Source organism: Streptosporangium sp. NPDC049078 (genome assembly GCF_040648855.1).
Taxonomy (GTDB): domain Bacteria; phylum Actinomycetota; class Actinomycetes; order Streptosporangiales; family Streptosporangiaceae; genus Streptosporangium.
In genome coordinates this window covers 1-15,609 of the sequence record NZ_JBEZEL010000026.1, presented here as the reverse complement: position 1 = coordinate 15,609, position 15,609 = coordinate 1, and the positions used below count along the sequence as shown (strand labels likewise).

The 15,609-nt window shown below is 66.9% G+C and carries 18 protein-coding genes, 1 tRNA gene and 1 pseudogene; 11 read left to right on the top strand and 9 right to left on the bottom strand.

The genetic code is table 11. The annotated features are described in order from the left end of the window. Nucleotides 1-2 precede the first annotated feature (2 nt). Entirely contained in the window at nt 3-425 is a 423-nt protein-coding gene (locus AB0B90_RS35085) for a hypothetical protein (RefSeq protein WP_362926437.1), read from the bottom strand. 57 nt (nt 426-482) lie between these two features. After that, nucleotides 483-1,289, bottom strand: a complete 807-nt coding sequence (locus AB0B90_RS35080) for a hypothetical protein (protein WP_362926436.1) — start codon at nt 1,287-1,289, stop codon at nt 483-485. Between the two features lie 164 nt (nt 1,290-1,453). On the opposite strand from AB0B90_RS35080, the gene AB0B90_RS35075 reads away from it, so the two are divergent. Then, the gene (locus tag AB0B90_RS35075; RefSeq protein ID WP_350942082.1) at nt 1,454-2,266 is read left to right on the top strand and encodes a PrsW family glutamic-type intramembrane protease; all 813 of its coding nucleotides are present in this window, start codon (nt 1,454-1,456) and stop codon (nt 2,264-2,266) included. Nucleotides 2,267-2,301: 35 nt separating this feature from the next. Here the strand turns inward: AB0B90_RS35075 and AB0B90_RS35070 are convergent, their stop codons facing one another. Further along, a complete protein-coding gene (locus tag AB0B90_RS35070; protein ID WP_350942084.1) occupies nt 2,302-3,267 on the bottom strand; it encodes an NUDIX hydrolase in 966 nt (321 codons plus the stop codon). A 56-nt stretch (nt 3,268-3,323) separates the two neighbouring features. On the opposite strand from AB0B90_RS35070, the pseudogene AB0B90_RS35065 reads away from it, so the two are divergent. Continuing rightward, nucleotides 3,324-3,938: pseudogene (locus AB0B90_RS35065) on the top strand (DUF4328 domain-containing protein); the annotation flags it as partial. Nucleotides 3,939-4,019: 81 nt separating this feature from the next. Beyond that, nucleotides 4,020-4,430, top strand: coding sequence for a VOC family protein (locus AB0B90_RS35060; RefSeq protein ID WP_362926469.1), 411 nt, complete (start codon nt 4,020-4,022; stop codon nt 4,428-4,430). A 25-nt stretch (nt 4,431-4,455) separates the two neighbouring features. Here AB0B90_RS35060 and AB0B90_RS35055 read toward each other — a convergent pair whose 3' ends face one another. Continuing rightward, nucleotides 4,456-5,259 (bottom strand): M15 family metallopeptidase, encoded by an 804-nt coding sequence (locus AB0B90_RS35055; RefSeq protein ID WP_362926435.1) that lies wholly within the window; start codon nt 5,257-5,259, stop codon nt 4,456-4,458. A 486-nt stretch (nt 5,260-5,745) separates the two neighbouring features. Between AB0B90_RS35055 and AB0B90_RS35050 the strand changes: the two genes are divergently transcribed. Then, nucleotides 5,746-6,927 (top strand): ATP-binding protein, encoded by a 1,182-nt coding sequence (locus AB0B90_RS35050; protein WP_329088482.1) that lies wholly within the window; start codon nt 5,746-5,748, stop codon nt 6,925-6,927. Nucleotides 6,928-7,046: 119 nt separating this feature from the next. Here the strand turns inward: AB0B90_RS35050 and AB0B90_RS35045 are convergent, their stop codons facing one another. Both AB0B90_RS35045 and AB0B90_RS35040 read right to left on the bottom strand, forming a co-directional pair. Continuing rightward, nucleotides 7,047-7,892 carry a MauE/DoxX family redox-associated membrane protein gene (locus AB0B90_RS35045; protein ID WP_350942087.1) on the bottom strand — a complete coding sequence of 282 codons (846 nt, stop codon included), beginning with the start codon at nt 7,890-7,892 and terminating at the stop codon, nt 7,047-7,049. A 5-nt stretch (nt 7,893-7,897) separates the two neighbouring features. After that, nucleotides 7,898-8,848, bottom strand: coding sequence for a hypothetical protein (locus tag AB0B90_RS35040; protein WP_350942089.1), 951 nt, complete (start codon nt 8,846-8,848; stop codon nt 7,898-7,900). A 293-nt stretch (nt 8,849-9,141) separates the two neighbouring features. Here AB0B90_RS35040 and AB0B90_RS35035 point away from each other — a divergent pair, with 293 nt between their 5' ends. Then, nucleotides 9,142-9,657 (top strand): SigE family RNA polymerase sigma factor, encoded by a 516-nt coding sequence (locus tag AB0B90_RS35035; RefSeq protein ID WP_350942091.1) that lies wholly within the window; start codon nt 9,142-9,144, stop codon nt 9,655-9,657. On the opposite strand, the gene AB0B90_RS35030 is transcribed toward AB0B90_RS35035, so the two are convergent. Continuing rightward, nucleotides 9,617-10,150 (bottom strand): MarR family transcriptional regulator, encoded by a 534-nt coding sequence (locus AB0B90_RS35030; protein WP_350942092.1) that lies wholly within the window; start codon nt 10,148-10,150, stop codon nt 9,617-9,619. The genes AB0B90_RS35035 and AB0B90_RS35030 overlap by 41 nt on opposite strands. A 96-nt stretch (nt 10,151-10,246) precedes the next feature. Between AB0B90_RS35030 and AB0B90_RS35025 the strand changes: the two genes are divergently transcribed. Next, nucleotides 10,247-10,810: a YceI family protein gene (locus tag AB0B90_RS35025; RefSeq protein WP_344915082.1), complete on the top strand. Its 564-nt coding sequence runs from the start codon at nt 10,247-10,249 to the stop codon at nt 10,808-10,810. A gap of 262 nt (nt 10,811-11,072) precedes the next feature. Further along, nucleotides 11,073-11,162 (top strand) — tRNA-Ser (locus AB0B90_RS35020). Here AB0B90_RS35020 and AB0B90_RS35015 read toward each other — a convergent pair. Next, complete coding sequence (locus AB0B90_RS35015) at nt 11,144-11,467, bottom strand: tyrosine-type recombinase/integrase (RefSeq protein ID WP_362926434.1); 324 nt, start codon at nt 11,465-11,467, stop codon at nt 11,144-11,146. The two genes, AB0B90_RS35020 and AB0B90_RS35015, sit on opposite strands and share 19 nt — an antisense overlap. Nucleotides 11,468-11,606: 139 nt before the next feature. Here AB0B90_RS35015 and AB0B90_RS35010 point away from each other — a divergent pair, with 139 nt between their 5' ends. Beyond that, the gene (locus AB0B90_RS35010; protein ID WP_362926433.1) at nt 11,607-12,146 is read left to right on the top strand and encodes a hypothetical protein; all 540 of its coding nucleotides are present in this window, start codon (nt 11,607-11,609) and stop codon (nt 12,144-12,146) included. A gap of 113 nt (nt 12,147-12,259) precedes the next feature. Here the strand turns inward: AB0B90_RS35010 and AB0B90_RS35005 are convergent, their stop codons facing one another. Further along, entirely contained in the window at nt 12,260-12,451 is a 192-nt protein-coding gene (locus tag AB0B90_RS35005; protein WP_362926432.1) for a hypothetical protein, read from the bottom strand. Between the two features lie 365 nt (nt 12,452-12,816). Here AB0B90_RS35005 and AB0B90_RS35000 point away from each other — a divergent pair, with 365 nt between their 5' ends. The 3 genes from AB0B90_RS35000 to AB0B90_RS34990 all read left to right on the top strand — a co-directional run. Beyond that, nucleotides 12,817-13,209: an Imm10 family immunity protein gene (locus tag AB0B90_RS35000; RefSeq protein WP_362926431.1), complete on the top strand. Its 393-nt coding sequence runs from the start codon at nt 12,817-12,819 to the stop codon at nt 13,207-13,209. Nucleotides 13,210-13,373: 164 nt separating this feature from the next. Next, nucleotides 13,374-14,669 (top strand): Imm8 family immunity protein, encoded by a 1,296-nt coding sequence (locus AB0B90_RS34995; protein ID WP_362926430.1) that lies wholly within the window; start codon nt 13,374-13,376, stop codon nt 14,667-14,669. A 670-nt stretch (nt 14,670-15,339) separates the two neighbouring features. Then, a partial coding sequence (locus AB0B90_RS34990) for an endo-1,4-beta-xylanase (protein ID WP_362926429.1) occupies nt 15,340-15,609 on the top strand: 270 nt, incomplete at its 3' end.

Genomic DNA, 15,609 nt, shown 5'->3' with positions numbered 1-15,609 from the left:
GCTCAGCGCCTCCGGAAACGACGAATGCCGATCTGGCCCCACTCCGCCTCGGAAAGCTGGTCGACCCCGAGGGAGTCGGCCGCCGTGTCGAGGTCATCGCGATGCAGGTTCCAGCGGCGCATCAGGGTGATCACGTGAGGTTTGTTGCCGATCTCTCTCTGGAGGGCCGCGTGGATCACGTCGGCGACGCGGTTTCCGGTCAGTCGTGCCTTCCGGGAAAGCGCCTCATAATCCGCTTTATCCAGCTCTATGGTGATAGCTGTATCAGAAGCCGGTGCGCTGATTTCCTTTTGCCCTTCTCTGAACTGAAGGTGCGCCAGCCACAGCGGAACCGAATCCGATTCTTGTCTGGCGCCATCGTGATCATTTGATGATGGTTTTTCCGATCCTGTGCCGTCTCGCCATGCCGGCATGGAGTGGGCCATGCGTTCGACAGTAGCTGCGAATTGCGGATTATGGCAGCACTTCTGCATCAAAGGTCATCACTGCTGGAACCCCGGCGGTTGAATGTCGGGATTCGTAGGAGTGGAAGGATCGCCGGGGTTCGTGGGGCCGGAGGGAGCGGAAGGATCGCCGGGATTCGTAGGAGCGGAAGGATCACCGGGGTTCGTGGGGGCGGAAGGATCACCGGGGTTCGTGGGGGCGGAAGGATCACCGGGGTTCGTGGGGGCGGAGGGATCGCCGGGGTTCGTAGGAGCGGTGGGAGCAGTGGGGGCAGTGGGGGCGGTCGCGCCGGGGCTGGGGGTGGTCGCGCCGCAGAGTCCCAGGGCCCGCCGCTGCACGGCTATCTGGTCGACCGGAGCCTGGTAGGTGAGCCGCTCCTCGGGCGACGGTTCGTACCGCCACGCACTGCTCTCGAAGACGAAGCCGAACTCCGTCGTCTCGCCGAGCCTGGCCGCCTCGACCTTGGCGCTGTCTCCGGTGATCGTGACGGTGGAGATGGCGAGCGGGGAGTTCGTCTGGAGCGGCGGGCAGATCTCGAACAGCCGCACATACTCCTCCCGCGCGATCAGCCCCTGCGCCTCGACGGTCCACAGGTCCCAGAAGTCGCCGTACAACCCGCTGCTGTAGGCGTCGAGTGCCGGCTGGACGGCCTGGCGGACCGAGACCTCCGAGTGCTCGCCGCCGCCTGTCGGGGATGTGCTCGGCGGTGACGAGGGCGGGTTGAGCACCGTGAGAACGGTGATGAGGGCCCCGATGGCCACCCCGACGGCCATGATGACTATCGCGGCCAGCCCGCGTCCTGTCTCGCCACGTGGCGGCTGGCCGTACTGCGGCGGGTAGCCCACGTGCGGTCTCCGGGGGGCTGGCAAGAGCGGATAAAAGTGATCATAACGCTCGCAGCTCTCGGCTGACCACGTCATCGGTCCGGTGATCGCGCTGGAGTCGACATTTAGGTAAACATCGACAAATCGCCCGAATCTAGGGCAAACCTACTGGGAAATTACCTACCATGCGAGACCATTTGCGCTTCTATCGGCATCGATGGTTCAAGGCGTGGATCGCCCTGATCGTTCTGTCCTTCTCGCTCATCACCATGATGCAGGTGGCCGGTAACCAGGCCGTCCTGCCCGCGGCCTTCTTCTACGGGGCGGCAGCCGGGCCCATCGCGCTCCTGCTCGCCGTCCACGACCGTATCCACATCGCCACCAGCGTGCCGGCCATGACGCTGGCGAGCATGTTCATGTTCGGCGGGGGCGTCGCACTCCTGCTCGGCGGCTACTTCGACGCGCTTCTCATCTCCGAGAAGAACAGCACCTCGATCCTGAGGGTCGGCTGGATCGAGGAACCCGCGAAACTCGTCCCGCCCCTCGCGGTCGCGCTCACCGGCCGCCACCTCACCAAGGCCGCGGGTATCGCACTCGGCCTGGCGTGCGCGACCGGGTTCGCGATCATGGAATCGATGGCCTACGCCTGGAAGAGCGTCGCCAACCACGACGGTGCCATGGGTGCGGGCACGGTCCTTCTCCTGCGCGGCCTCAGCACCCCCTTCAGCCACCTCGTCTGGACGGGTCTGGTCTGCGCGGTGGCCTTCGGCGTCTGGGAGGTCCGGGGGCGCGCCGTCGTCGCCCTGCCCATCGTCGTCGCCTTCGTCACGGCGGCCATGCTCCACTCGCTCAGCGACGGCCTGCTCATCCTGGACATCCCCCGGCCGGCGAGGCTGTTCTTCATCGCCACCGCCGTGACGAGCTACTGGCTGTTCCACCGGGCCACCCGAGATCTGAAACCGGTGCCGCCCCTGGAACCGGAACCGTCCCGCGCCTGATCCGCGGGGTCGGAGTCCCGCGCTGATCCGCTGTGTCAGAGCTGTGCCAGCAGCCACCGAGGCCCGGTGACCTCGGCGCCCAGTTCCGTGACCCGCTCGCGCAGCCCTCGGTCGGCGGTGACGACCAGGACGTGCTCCCACGGCCGCGCGTCCCGTACGGCCTGGACGACGGCGTCGTCCCCGCTCCCCGGCGCGGCGATCACCCGGACGCCGGGTACGGAGGCGACGCCGCGGGCGGCTCCCTCGACGATCGCGGTCAGCCTGGGAAACCAGCGTGCCAGCGTCGGCGTACGGCCGGGCACGGCCAACCGGCCGTCGCCGGCGCTCGCGCCGACCTCGGCGAGCAGTCTGGCCGCCGCCCCCGCGCGATCCCTCCACCAGCCGTGCTCGGCGCGGGCGCCCACGATGTTGGCGATGTCGAGGACGACGAGGGAGGGGGTGAGCGCGAGGCCGACGACCGGCCAGGTCGCGGCGAAGCCGGGGTGGAGCTCCCTCGCGGTGATCTCCTCGGTGGGGACCCAGCGCAGGTCGTCGCTCTCGGCGCTGGCGGGGACCACGCGCAGCAACTCGGAGGCCTCGGCGATCACGGTCTCGAAGGACCAGCCGCCGTGGTCGTCGAGGTAGACGCCCTGGATCCGTAGATCGGTACCGTCCAGCGCGGCCTCCTCGAAGGCCTCGCGCAGCGCGGTCTCGATCGTGTCCTCGTGGCTGTCGCGGGCGCCGCCCGGCAGTCCCCAGGTGCCGCCGTGGTGGCTCCACGCGGCGCGCTTCTGCATCAGGACGCGGGGCCCGTCCGCGGGGTCGTGGTGGACGGCGAGCAGACCGGCCGCGCCGTACACCCCCCAGTGCCGGTGCCCGAGATCGCACCGGGCCCAACCGTCCCCATCCCTCGCCGTCATGACTTCATGATGTCCCAGGGCATGCTTGAGGATTCTCCGCCCCCGGCCGATCAGGGAGACGCCGGGGATGGAGGGGACGACCGGCAGGTAAAAATCGTTCATGCTGCCATGTCATGATCCGGCATACTTGCCGTTTTGATCCTCGTTGAAGGACTCGCATGTATCCGAGCGCGCGTTTCGCACCTGTTCGCGTCCTGCGGCCGGTCCGCGCGTTCGCGACCGTGGCCCTCACCCTGATCGCACTGAACTCCGTCTTCGCCGCGGGGACCTCGGTGCTTCGGCTCCTCCACCGGGAGGGCTGGTCGTGGCGGGCGGCCGACGAGTGGAACGCCGTGTTCGCGCTGCTCCTCTCCCCGATCCTCCTTCTTTTCCTGGCCCTCCAACTGGCGGCGGGCATCGCCTTCATGTGCTGGTCGTTCCGCGCCCGGGCCAACGCGTACGCGATCTCTCCCGGTGTTCTCCACAGGTACGCCACGCCGTTCCTGGTGTTCGGATGGATCGCCCCCCTCGTCAACCTGTTCGTCCCCAAGGGGCTCGTCGACGACATCCTGACCACCTCAAGGCCCGGCGGGCTGCGACCGGGAACCGACCTCTACCGGGGACGCCGCTCGGGTCTGGTCTGGGCGTGGTGGCTGGCATGGCTGGCGTGGACGGTGGCGGAGGCGGCGTCCGTGCCCCTGGGGTACGCGGGCATGACCATTACGGAGACCGTCGTCCTCGTCGCCTGCGTCCTGCTGCCGATCGTCGCGGGCCTGCTCGCCGCCCGGGTCATCCTGAGGATCACCAATCTTCAGGAGAGCGCCCGTGCCGGCCTGCCCGCGGGGGGAGGACCCCTGAAGAGGCAGGGGCCACCGGTGGGTTCCTACCTCGGTCTCACCACCGTCGTCGTACGCGACTACGACGAGGCCATCGGCTTCTACCTGAACATCCTCGGCTTCGAACTCCTGGAGGACACGCCGCTGGGCGACGGCAGGCGCTGGGTGACCGTCCGCCCGCGCGGCGCCAGGGAGACGGCGCTGCTGCTCGCACGCGCCAACGGTCCTGAGCAGGAGGCCAGGGTCGGCGACCAGACCGGCGGCAGGGTCGGCCTGTTCCTGCACACCGACGACTTCACCCGCGACTACGAGCGCCTGCTGGCGGCGGGCGTCGTCTTCGAGGAGGCCCCGCGCAGCGAGCCGTACGGCCAGGTCGTCGTCTTCCGGGACCTGTACGGCAACCGCTGGGACCTGCTCCAGCCCGCCGACGTCTCCCCGGCGTACGGCTAGCCCGGCCCTGCTCGATGTGCCGGGCTCAGCTCCCGCCCTTCGCGAAGTGCTGGTAGTCCCTGGCGCCGGACCAGGAGCCGCCCCACTCCCAGCCCTTCCGCTCGAAGGCCCTGACCACGCGGTCACCCGGGTTGATCACCCCGGGAGCCTTCAGCGGGCGCTCGGCGAACTCGCGGGCGTTCTTGTGCGACACCGAGCCGTTGGCGTACACGTACGGGTTCTCGCGCGGGTTGATGTCGATCGCCCGGCCGTAGGCGTGCTTGGACCAGTTGCTCGTCCCCTCCACGGGGCGGCAGTTGAAGGCCGAGGTGTTGTCGGCCTCGATGGAGGCGAAGTCGCTGGCCTTGTAGACGTCGACGAGCTCCATCCTGCGGATCGGCCAGCGCCAGTCGTACAGGCGACGGAAGACGGAGACGATGTCGTCGGTGACGTCCTTGTTCACGACCAGCTCGCCGGTGTGTGGTTTGTCGTCGAAGCCCCAGTAGGTCATCGTGATCAGCCGCAGGTCGCCGACCGGGACCGGGCATCCGGGCCGCCACGAGTGTTCGAGCCGTTCACGGGCGATCCGGGAGACCTTCGCGGCGAACTCCGGCGGGCCCGTCGGGGTCGGCGACACCGTGCTGGACGGGCCGGCCGTCGGCGTCGCGGCGGACGGCTCCGGGGGGGCCACCCCGGTGGAGGGCGAGGACGCCGAGATCGGCTCGGAGGTGGCCGGGGGCGCGGCCGGGGCGGGCTGGGAGGTGGCCGGGCCACACGCGGCCGCCGCCAGGCAGCCGGCGGTCGCCGCGAGCACGGCCCGCGTACGGATCATGAATCGGGAACCTGACACGTGCCGCCTCCTCAGAAAAACGGACAAAAGCGACAAAAGGCTATTGTAGGCGACTGGCTCGCCCGGGGCGGGAGGTGGCTGCGGCGGTGATCCACCCGTGGTCGATCGTAGGCTCCGGCGGTCAGGCCCCGATCCCGGCGACGTTCTCCGAGGCGCTGTTCTCCGAGAGGGCGTTCTCCGAGGGGGTGCCGCTTACGGCCGGATTCGTGGTCGCTTGGCGTGGGGGCCCACATTCCTTGGGGAGGCTTTTCATCGAAACGTATCGCGCCTGTGTTCGAACCCGCGCTACAGTCATGGGCACGGGATCGAACACGGGTTCGGTCTGATGTTCTCCCAGGTGAGGGGTGTGCCATGGCGACGCTCGCGGTGCCGTCGACGACGCGCCCCCCGCTCCCTCGCCCGCCGGCGGAGGGCGGCGCGACACGCCGTAGCGCTTTCTACGGAATTCTAAGCAGGCCGCTATATCCCGTCATAAAGTCCGAGAGCGTGGACCCCGTGCGCAATCCCTACGCTCCCGGTGCCGGACAACGCCCCCCGGAGCTCGCCGGCCGCGACCGCGAGCTGCAGCAGTTCGAGATCGTCCTGGAACGGGTGGCCAGAGGGCGCCCCGAGCGCAGCATGGTGGTCACCGGGCTGCGCGGCGTGGGCAAGACCGTTCTGCTCAACACCTTCAAGTCGATGGCCATGCAGCGGTTGTGGGGCACCGGCAAGATCGAGGCGAGACCCGACCAGTCGATCCGGCGTCCGGTGGCCGCCGCCCTGCACATGGCGATCAGAGAGCTCGCCCCGAGGCATCGGGCGCCCGAGCGCATCGAGGAGTTCCTCGGTGTGCTCAAGGCGTTCGCGATGCGCGACCCGTCCGCGGCCAAGGGCACCTCGCACTGGTCGCCCGCGATCGACGTGCCCGCGGGCCGGGGGCGGGCCGACTCCGGAGACCTGGAGATCGACCTCACCGAGCTGTTCGTCGACGCCGCCGCGGTCGCCACCGACCTGGGGGTCGGCATCGCCCTGTTCATCGACGAGATGCAGGACGTGCAGGCCCCCGACGTCTCTGCGCTCTGCGCGGCCTGCCACGAGCTCTCCCAGAGCGGCGGCCCGCTGATCGTGGTCGGCGCCGGCCTGCCGCACCTGCCCAGCGTGCTCTCGGCGAGCAAGAGTTACTCCGAGCGCCTCTTCCGCTACGCGAGGATCGATCGCCTCGACCGGGAGGCGGCCGACCTCGCGCTCATCGCCCCGGCCGAGAGCGAGGGCGTGGAGTTCACCCAGGACGCCCTCGACGCCCTCTACGTGGCCGCCGACGGTTACCCCTACTTCGTCCAGGCGTACGGCAAGGTCGCCTGGGACCTGGCGCTGCGCAGCCCGATCACCGCCGACGACATCAGGGTCTCCGCGCCGGAGGCCGAGGAGGAGCTCGCGGTCGGGTTCTTCGGCAGCCGCTACGAGCGGGCCACCCCCGCCGAGCGCGACTACATGCACGCCATGGCCGCCATCGGTGACGAGCCCGTCGCCACCGCCGAGGTGGCCGAAGGGCTCGGCCGCAAGCCGTCGAGTCTCTCCCCGGCCCGTGACAGCCTCATCAAGAAGGGCCTCATCTACAGCGCGGAACGCGGGCTGATCGCGTTCACCGTTCCGCACTTCGGAAAATTCCTGCGGTCACAACCGGTCTGATCGAACAAATGTTCGATATAGTGTGCGGGAACCCCTAGCCCTCTATATGGCTCTCTAGTGGGGAAGCTAGAGAGCCATATAGAGCTCAATCGTGCTGCCCTAGGAAAATCTAGGGCTCTCTAGCGTCCGGCCGATATCGGCAGAGATTCCGGCAGAGACTCCGTCGCCACCGGCCGCCCGTCCAGGCCGACCATCGCGACCCGCACCGCCGGGTGCCGTCCGCTCAGATAGATCGCGAAGACCACGTCGACGGGGTCGCCCGCGTGGCTGTTGCCCGGATAGACGAAGAACCGCCAGCACAGCTCCCGCCAGCTGTCGACCGGATCCTTGCTCGACAGCAGTCCCAGGTGCGAACGCCAGACGGCGCTCGACCGCAGCCGTCCGAGCGCGGTGGCCGGGTCGAGGCGGCGCTGCTCGCAGGGCGCCCGGTGGCGGAGCCTCGCGACGGTCTCCTCGATCTCCGGCGAGAGCGCGGCGAGCAGCAGCAACCCCGCGAGCGCGGCCGACGCGTGGGTCCACGTCAGATCCGCCATCGACTCCCAACCGGGGATCCCCGGGGTGAGGAGCAGTCCGAGGGACATCGCCGTCAGGACCATGGTGCGGCCGAGTGACCGCCGTCCCACCGGAAGCGCGCTGACCTCGCCGAAGCAGCCGCAGCCCGCGTCCGGGCGGCGACGCCGCAGCTCCCACAGGACGTAGGTGGAGACCGCGAAGAACCCGGCGGTCGCCCACCGGAAGAACGGATGACCGGTCAGCAGCAGCCCGCTCGCCAGGAACAACTCCACGAACGCGCAGCACAGCATCGCCGGCGCGCGCCAGCGCTCGGGCACCAGCACGGCCGGCCCCAGCTTGCTCAGCATGCCCGGCTCGGTCTCGCGTACGACCGTTCCGATCTTCGCGACCGTGCCCGCGACCAGCAGCACGAACACGACCGGTAGCTGTGCGGCGGCGATCGTCGTCAACATCCGTGTCACCCCATTCCAAGCCGGGCGTTGAAGCACCCGGTGGTCAGGTCTCCGCCGAGTTCCACGAAGGAACTCGGTGACAGTTCCAGAATCCGGCCGCGCGGGGAGGTGCCGCACTCCAGACACCGGTCACAGAATCGGCCGGCGAGGCAGCCGCAGGCCACGATCGGCAGGAGCGAGGTGCGCCCGGCGCACACGTTGCGCACGTTGAGCATCGACCCCAGCGCCAGGTACGGCAACCCCGCGCAGGACACCCCGGTGTCGTCGCACGCCGTGTCGGCCCGCTCCAGCATGGGGTAGGCCACCCCCTGCTCTCCGTCGTCGAAGGTGTCCGACCAGGTCGCCGTGCCCGAGATCCGCGACTGCACGCCTACGTAGCCGGAGGGCGGTGGCGGTACGGCCGTCCACCGGTAGGGCGGCTGCGAGGTCGCGGGCAACCGCGCCCGCGCCGCACCGTCCTCGCGGACCCCGATGGCGTCGAACAGATAGCCGGGCTCGAACCGCGGATGCCTCACCCGCAGCCGGCCTGAGGAGCGGTAGGGGATGACGATCGTGCGCCGCCCGCGGTGCGGCCCGCAGTACAGCTCCACGGTGTGGTCCTTGCCCTCGGTACCGATCGACTGGATCACCCCGGTGATCCTGGTGATGTCCGCCCAGATCCGGTCCACGACCCGGCCGGACCGCAGCGCCTTGATGATCACGTTGGCCCCCCGGGGGAGGTCGGCGGGGCTGACGGCCTCACCGCGCCAGGCGGTCGCCCACGGGGCGATGACGAGCCGCTCCTCCTCGCCCTCCGGGGTGTCGATGACGATCAGATGCGGGCTGACGTCGAGGACGGTGCCGCTGACCGCGTGGAAGGACTCGCCTTCGAAGGGGAGAGGGCCCGGCTCCTGGACGGTCCGGCCAAGCGCGGCGGCAGCCAGCGTACGACGGCGATCGGCGCTGCGATAGGGCATCGTCGCTCCCCAATTCTGCGAGGTGTCGCAGCCAGCGTCACACGCTTCGCGGAATCCCGCTGTCCGCTCCACGAATAATCACGGCAGGTGTCCAACCAGGTACTAAAGTTCCCCTCCCTGGTGGAACGCATTGGCGCCCACCCCACAACAAACCGCTATCTAATGGTTCTTGCGTGCTCCATCGCCCATCGAAGCCGATCTTTACCTTTGATGGATGAAATATAGATTTCGGTTCAGCCGCAGTATGGGTTCGGGCTGCGATTCTGGCACCTAAGCACCTGGAGCACAGGCTGGTGATCGCGGTGATCGGCGGGACCGACGAGGAGTTCCGCGAGTATGTCCTTGCTCGCGGCCCCGCGCTGCTGCGTGCCGCCTACCGGCTCACCGGGCATCCGAGCGACGCCGAGGACCTGCTGCAGGCGGCGCTGGTCAAGACCTACCTCGCCTGGGACCGCATCCAGGACCGCGGCGCCCTGGACGGATACGTACGCCGGGCGATGGTCAACATCAACATCTCCTGGTGGCGGCGGCGCAAGCTGGAGGAGTATCCGTCGGGCGAGCTCCCCGAGCCGGTCGCCGCGGGCGGCCAACACCTGCCGGAACGTGTCGAGCAGGCCCTCGACCGGCTGCCCACCCGGATGCGGACCGCCGTCGTCCTGCGCTACTACGAGGACATGACCGAGCCGGAGATCGCCAAGGCCCTGGGGATCAGCATCGGGACGGTCAAGAGCACGGTCTCCCGGGGAATGGCCAAACTCCGCGGGGACCTCACGCCCTCCGAGCCGCGGCACCTGGATCGGACGGGATGAGCGCGCCCTCCTCCTGCCGGAAGTCCTCGGCCCCCGCGGTGGCGCACGGTCGTACGGCGTCGCGGATGGTCCTGAGGGTGGCGAGGAAGGAGTCGAGCTCCGCGGGAGGGAGAAGCCCGGTGAACCAGGTCTCGATGTCGATCAGGTGTTGCGGGAGGACCTCGCCGAGCCGGTCGACGCCGGTCTCGGTGATGGCCGCGTAGGAGGCCCGCCGGTCGGTGGGACACGCCTGTCTCATGACCAGGCCCTCGCGCTCCAGCCGGTCGACGACGCGGGTCGTCCCGCTCGTGGACAGGCTCGTCTGCGCCGCCAGATCACTCATGCGCAGCCGCCGCTGTGGCGAGCGCGCCAGCCTGACCAACGTCTCGAAGTCGACCTCCGAAAGCCCCGCGGCCGCGAAGGACTCGTGCGACTTCGCCGCGATGCCGCTGTAGACCTCGGCGAGGAGGCCCATCGCCGTCAGCCGGGGGTCGTCAAAGTGGTTCACGGTCATACCCTACCCGACAGTAGTTGACGAGAGGAATATTTCTCGTGTAGAAATCTGTTGACGCAACCATCCAATCGGCAAGCATCTCTTCGGGAGCAGAAAATGACCACTCGGACCTGGGAGAACCTTCAGATCCCCGCCCCGGGCACCTACGCTCTGGACGTCGCCCACACCCAGATCGGCTTCGTCGTCAAGCACATGATGGTGAGCAAGGTTCGCGGTCACTTCAACGAGTTCGCCGGCACCGTCACCATCGCCGAGAACCCCCTCGACTCCTCCGCGCAGCTTTCGATCAAGACCGCGAGCATCACCACCGGTGCTCCCGACCGTGACGGCCACCTGCGCAGCGACGACTTCCTCTCCGCGGAGAAGTTCCCCGAGCTGACCTTCCGCAGCACCCGCGTTCTGGGTCACTCCGGTGACGAGTTCACCCTCGTCGGTGACCTCACCATCCGCGACGTCACCAAGCCGGTCGAGCTCACCGTCGAGTACGGCGGCGCCGGCACCAACCCGTGGGGCCAGGACGTCTGGGGCTTCTCGATCAAGGCCGAGATCGACCGCGAGGAGTTCGGCCTGACCTGGAACCAGGCGCTGGAGACCGGCGGCGTCCTGGTCGGCAAGAAGATCAAGATCGAGATCGAGGGCGAGGCCAACCCGGCCGCCTGATCTCCGTGACCACCCGAGGTCCCGCCGGACGGTCGGGGCCTCGGAAGTGTTCACGTAGTGAGATGTAGCGTCTCGCAAACTGGAAATCCACAGGATTTCCGCCACACCCAGCTGCGGATTCCCCAGTTTGTCCACAGGGGCGAGGAGAGTTATCCACTGCTTGTGGATAACTCTCCCCCAACTCTTGCCCGAGACGTGATCGTTAACCACTTTGCCGCCTCGCCTGATGGCCGGTACTCTGTGCTGAGCCGAACGGCAACCAGGAGGCTTCGCCTAGTCAGGTCTATGGCGCCGCACTGCTAATGCGGTTTGGGTTTACCGCCCATCCGGGGTTCAAATCCCCGAGCCTCCGCACTTCAGAGGCCCTCTCCCGAGACACGGGGAGAGGGCCTTTTGATCTCCAAAGGTGCTGTGGTCGCAGTCCTGGTCGCAACGTTCAGGACTTTCCCCGGAGCACGGAGGCCGGCCCCGTTCCCCGGCATCGCGCATCAACGGTGTGGACACATGCGCGTACCTCTCGGTCGTGGTCACCCTCGGGTGATCCAGAACCTCCTGAACGGCCCGGATGTTCACACCATGCTCGATGAGGAGCGTCGCGACCGTGTGCCAAGCGGTACCCCGGCCTCCGTGGAGGGTGCCCTCGATGAGGGGGCGCACCGCAAAACCTCATGCGTGAGCCCATTCGCCCTGCAGATCTTCGGTGCACCCGGTGCCGCAGATTACGACCACAGGGCGGTGTGATCACAACTCCAACCCGTGGCCCCTCGCGAGATCCTTCGCAGCATACGGTCGGAGCATGCGCAACTGGATGTGCATAGTACTCGTGGGAACGCTCCTGGCCTGTCTCACTGGCTGCACAGTCGCCGCCAACGGCAATGTCGGTATCAGTGTGGACGAGTCAGGTCACCTCATCGCCGTACTGGCCTGGTGTGGGCCTGCACCGGACGGAGTGAAGCTCTACCACGAGCGTGTCACTCCCCAAAGGAGCCCGACCGGCAACCCCGACGATGCGTACATCGACGACGCGGTATACCAAGCACCCACCTTGAACGGACAGAGCGCCTCGTTTCGACTCGACACCCCCGCCGGTGGCTGGGTGATCACGCCCAAACCTCCCTCTCTGGAGCCGGCGATCACCTACAAGGCGTACGGCTTCACCAACGACAACACCAGTTCGCTACGACACGTGACGTTCGAGCTCGACGATGCCGCCAAGATCGCCCCGGGCCAGGTGCTGATACAGGAATGGGATGAGAAGGAGGAACAGGAGATCGACGTCGTGATCTCTCTGGACACTTTCGAGCAAAGAGGGCAGGATCCTCGAAACTGTCCTTGAGATCATGCTCTCGCGCGATATGCATGAAATGATCATGATAGTGGGAACGGCCGAAAGACGCCCGATGAACTCCTGTTTCTCGTTCGTCCAACGGAAAAGGCGCGGTGAGTATGTCATCCGACCTCACGCACGAACTCTGCCTCGAAATCGGGCGAACCGTGCGGGATGGCGCCCCGGACGGATGGCAGGAGGTCGACGTCCTTCGCTGCCAGCTCGGCACCTTCGGCATAACCGCGATCACCTATCGGATGGCGGACGGTTCCCGGCAAATTCGAGATGGCGAGGATCTCGGTGACCTTTTCCATCGGCTGAAAGTGGCCGAGTACAAGCCGGGTGAGGGGACGTGGTTCGTCTGCCGGCTCGGCTACAGCCTGCGCGGGAAGTCGTACGACGCCATGATGCGGACCTTCAGCATGGAGTCACCTTTCTCCCGGGACTACACCGACATGATGCCGCCCGCCTTCGGGATGGAGCTGCCTTTTGCCCAAGCCGTCGAGGTGCCCGCCTGGGCCTACGTGGAGGAACTGACCATGTTCCCGCGCAGGCCGGACCTCACCCCGTCGTGGATGCGCGCCGCCTGGCCCGACGGTGTCCCCTGCCTGAGGGCGACTCCACTCTCACCTCACCGGCAGACAGCGAACCCGGCTCGGCTTGGCCTCCGCTGGGAACCATGGTCGCGCGAACCGTCGGCCGCGACGAGGACGAGGAGACGATCGTTTTCGGGATGGCCGAACACGAGGACGGCACCGGGAACGCCTTGATCTTCATGATGTCCGCCGAGGAACCTGACGAGCAGGAGACAGGGCTTGGCATGGACACATACTGCATCGTCCGCGAGGACCAGGCAGGCACCACCTACGGCGGCGTGACTCACTGCGGGATCGACTCCGGTCGCCTGACCTTCCACTTCACCGCGGAGGCCGCGAAGGAACTGAACGTGGAGCCCGTCGTCCGGATCGATCTCCAGATCGACGAGGGCGGCGTCGAACTGCTCAGAAGCAGCCTGCGAGAGATCCTGCTGTCCGGCCGTCACGACCAGCACCCCCAGGGCATGCATCTCTGACCGCCGGGCCATCGGCGGGCTGTCAACCAGGGTGACGAGGGGTCAACCACGGTCACTCACGACCGGCCCGAAGCTCAAGCCGGCAGCCCTACCAGCCGTACTCGACGTACTTGCCAAGCTGACAGCATGCTCACGGCTTCACCCTGTTGCGCGACTATTGGGTGATGAGAGCACAAGTGGGCGCCTTCCGATGGCCGGACCTCGAACTCGGGCGGAGCATCGATGACCCTGCCCATGCCTGCGAGCTGCTGGAGATGTACGTCGGCCCGTGGGGAGAGCCGGGCGAGGAACGGTTCCAGCTCACCGTCTGCACCCCATCGGCCCTCGCCGATCAGCTGCAACGTCATCCCTTTCTCATCGGCCGCCACTGGCTCTTCGTGCCCGAGTTGCATCCCGCCGAGGTGACCAAGTGGCTGAGCGATCGGATAGCGGTGCTGGAGGCTCCGACGTGGAGCGACCTCGCGGAGAAGGTCGGCCGGATCGGAGAGTGGGAGTTCGAGGAGTGTGACGATCGCATTTCGAGAAGCCATCTTGAAACCGCCCTTCGGAACCATCGAAAGGAACCTGTGCCGGAATTCTCAGAGAAGTCCGTGCAAGCGGTCGCTCGGGCAGATGCCCTCCACCAGTTGGGCACCATCGCCCAGTGGCGTCCTTGCTCTCGCCATGTCGCGCACAGGCGAATGCCTCGCGGCTGCGATGACTGCATATTCGATGAGGTGAAGACGTGTCCCACTTGTCGTATATGGCCGTGCCCCACGCACTTGGCCTTGTACGACGAGACGGAAGAAGGCTGTGGTCACCGAATTCCCGTCGATCCGGTCACAGATGGGACAAGCCATCATTCCGAGCTGTCGATCGTCGTCGGCGACCGCAGAGCAACCACGGATGTTTACGCGTGGTGGAGCCAGTCAGGATGGGAACGAGCAGCGTTCTGTTTCACCTTCATCGCCGACCTCGCGCCTGAAGAGGTGCTAAGCCGACTGGGACTCACCGAGGACCCCGAACAGGAAGGTTTCGCCACCATCGAAGTCGGCCGTGCGGTCGGTGGATCAATCATGGTGGAGGGCGGCAATGCCGGGATCTTGCGCGACGTGGTGCGCGCCCTCTCACAAGGTACGTCGATCGTCAGCGTGGAGTGCAATGTCAACCACCACTCCCACTTCGTCCATGCCGTGGACGGTCACATCGTCGAGCGCCTGGTTCCGATGTTCGCCCACTGGGGTGACAGTACCGACCCTGAACGACTGAAGCAGGACCTCGAAGAACTGGGCATGCTCTGGGATTTCGACCCGGACCCCGAAGTCTTCCCGCCTTACATCGAGGGTGCTTTGGCGCTCGCTGAACGACGTACCGGCGTCCGACTGGAACCTCGCCACCTCCAGCCCGGCGCCTTGTCTCACCGAGCCTCCATCGCCCGCTACTACGAAAGTCCTGAAGGCTCATTTCCAGAGCTGGCTTGACGTCGGTGTTCGTCCTGTGGGGAAGCCCGTCTCGATGACGGGATTGGTCGGTAACCCCGCCTCATACGACGGCGGAGCGGCGGACGCGGAGTGACCTGGGAGTGTGGTGTCACCCAGGTCCGACCACATCGCGCATCGTGGGGGAGGTGCGCCGTGTTGGCGCTACCAAATCGCGGTGTGACCTCCCTTCGGCAACCCGGCGTCGCGGGTGGTGATGACGGAGAGTCAATACAGCGGGCCCGGATGTTGTCAAGGGACGGGGGTTCTCGGGGGGCGTCTGCGCCAGGCATCGCCGAGAAGGGCGTCGCTGCCTGCGGAGCTCGGTCCTCGATTCCGGAAGTTGCGGTCCTGATGTGAAAATTTCAGGACGAGACTGCCGATAGATTTCTCCTATATGCCCTGAAGAGATGCCGTGCCCTGGCTGTATCGGACCCGTGGTGAGGGGCATCGGTGCTGGAAGAGCGTGACCGAAAATTTCGCTCAAGTATTGACATGTTTCGGATAGATTTTCAAACTGAGTCTCCAAGCGGCCGGCCCTGCCTGATGTGGTGATCGAGTAAGGGTCGTCGGCCATGACGCCATCGTGGTGTGCGTCCCCGTCCGGGGTGCGGCGTCGTTCGCGGGGGTTCCCGCGTATCCCTCTTTCCGCGATTTCAGTATGGAGTCAGGCATGGGCATGAAGGTTTCACCCCCATCCGCGCGCCGAAGTTTCGGTGCCCTCACCAAGATCATCAGTGCCGGCGTCGTGGGTGTCGTCGGTGCGGCGCTGATGGTGTCGGCTCCCGCGGAGGCGGCGGAGAGCACGCTGGCCGCCGCCGCCAAGCAGAGCGGGCGATACTTCGGCACCGCGATCGCCGCGGGCAAGCTCGGTGATTCGCAGTACACCACGATCGCGAACCGTGAGTTCGACATGATCACGGCCGAGAACGAGATGAAGATC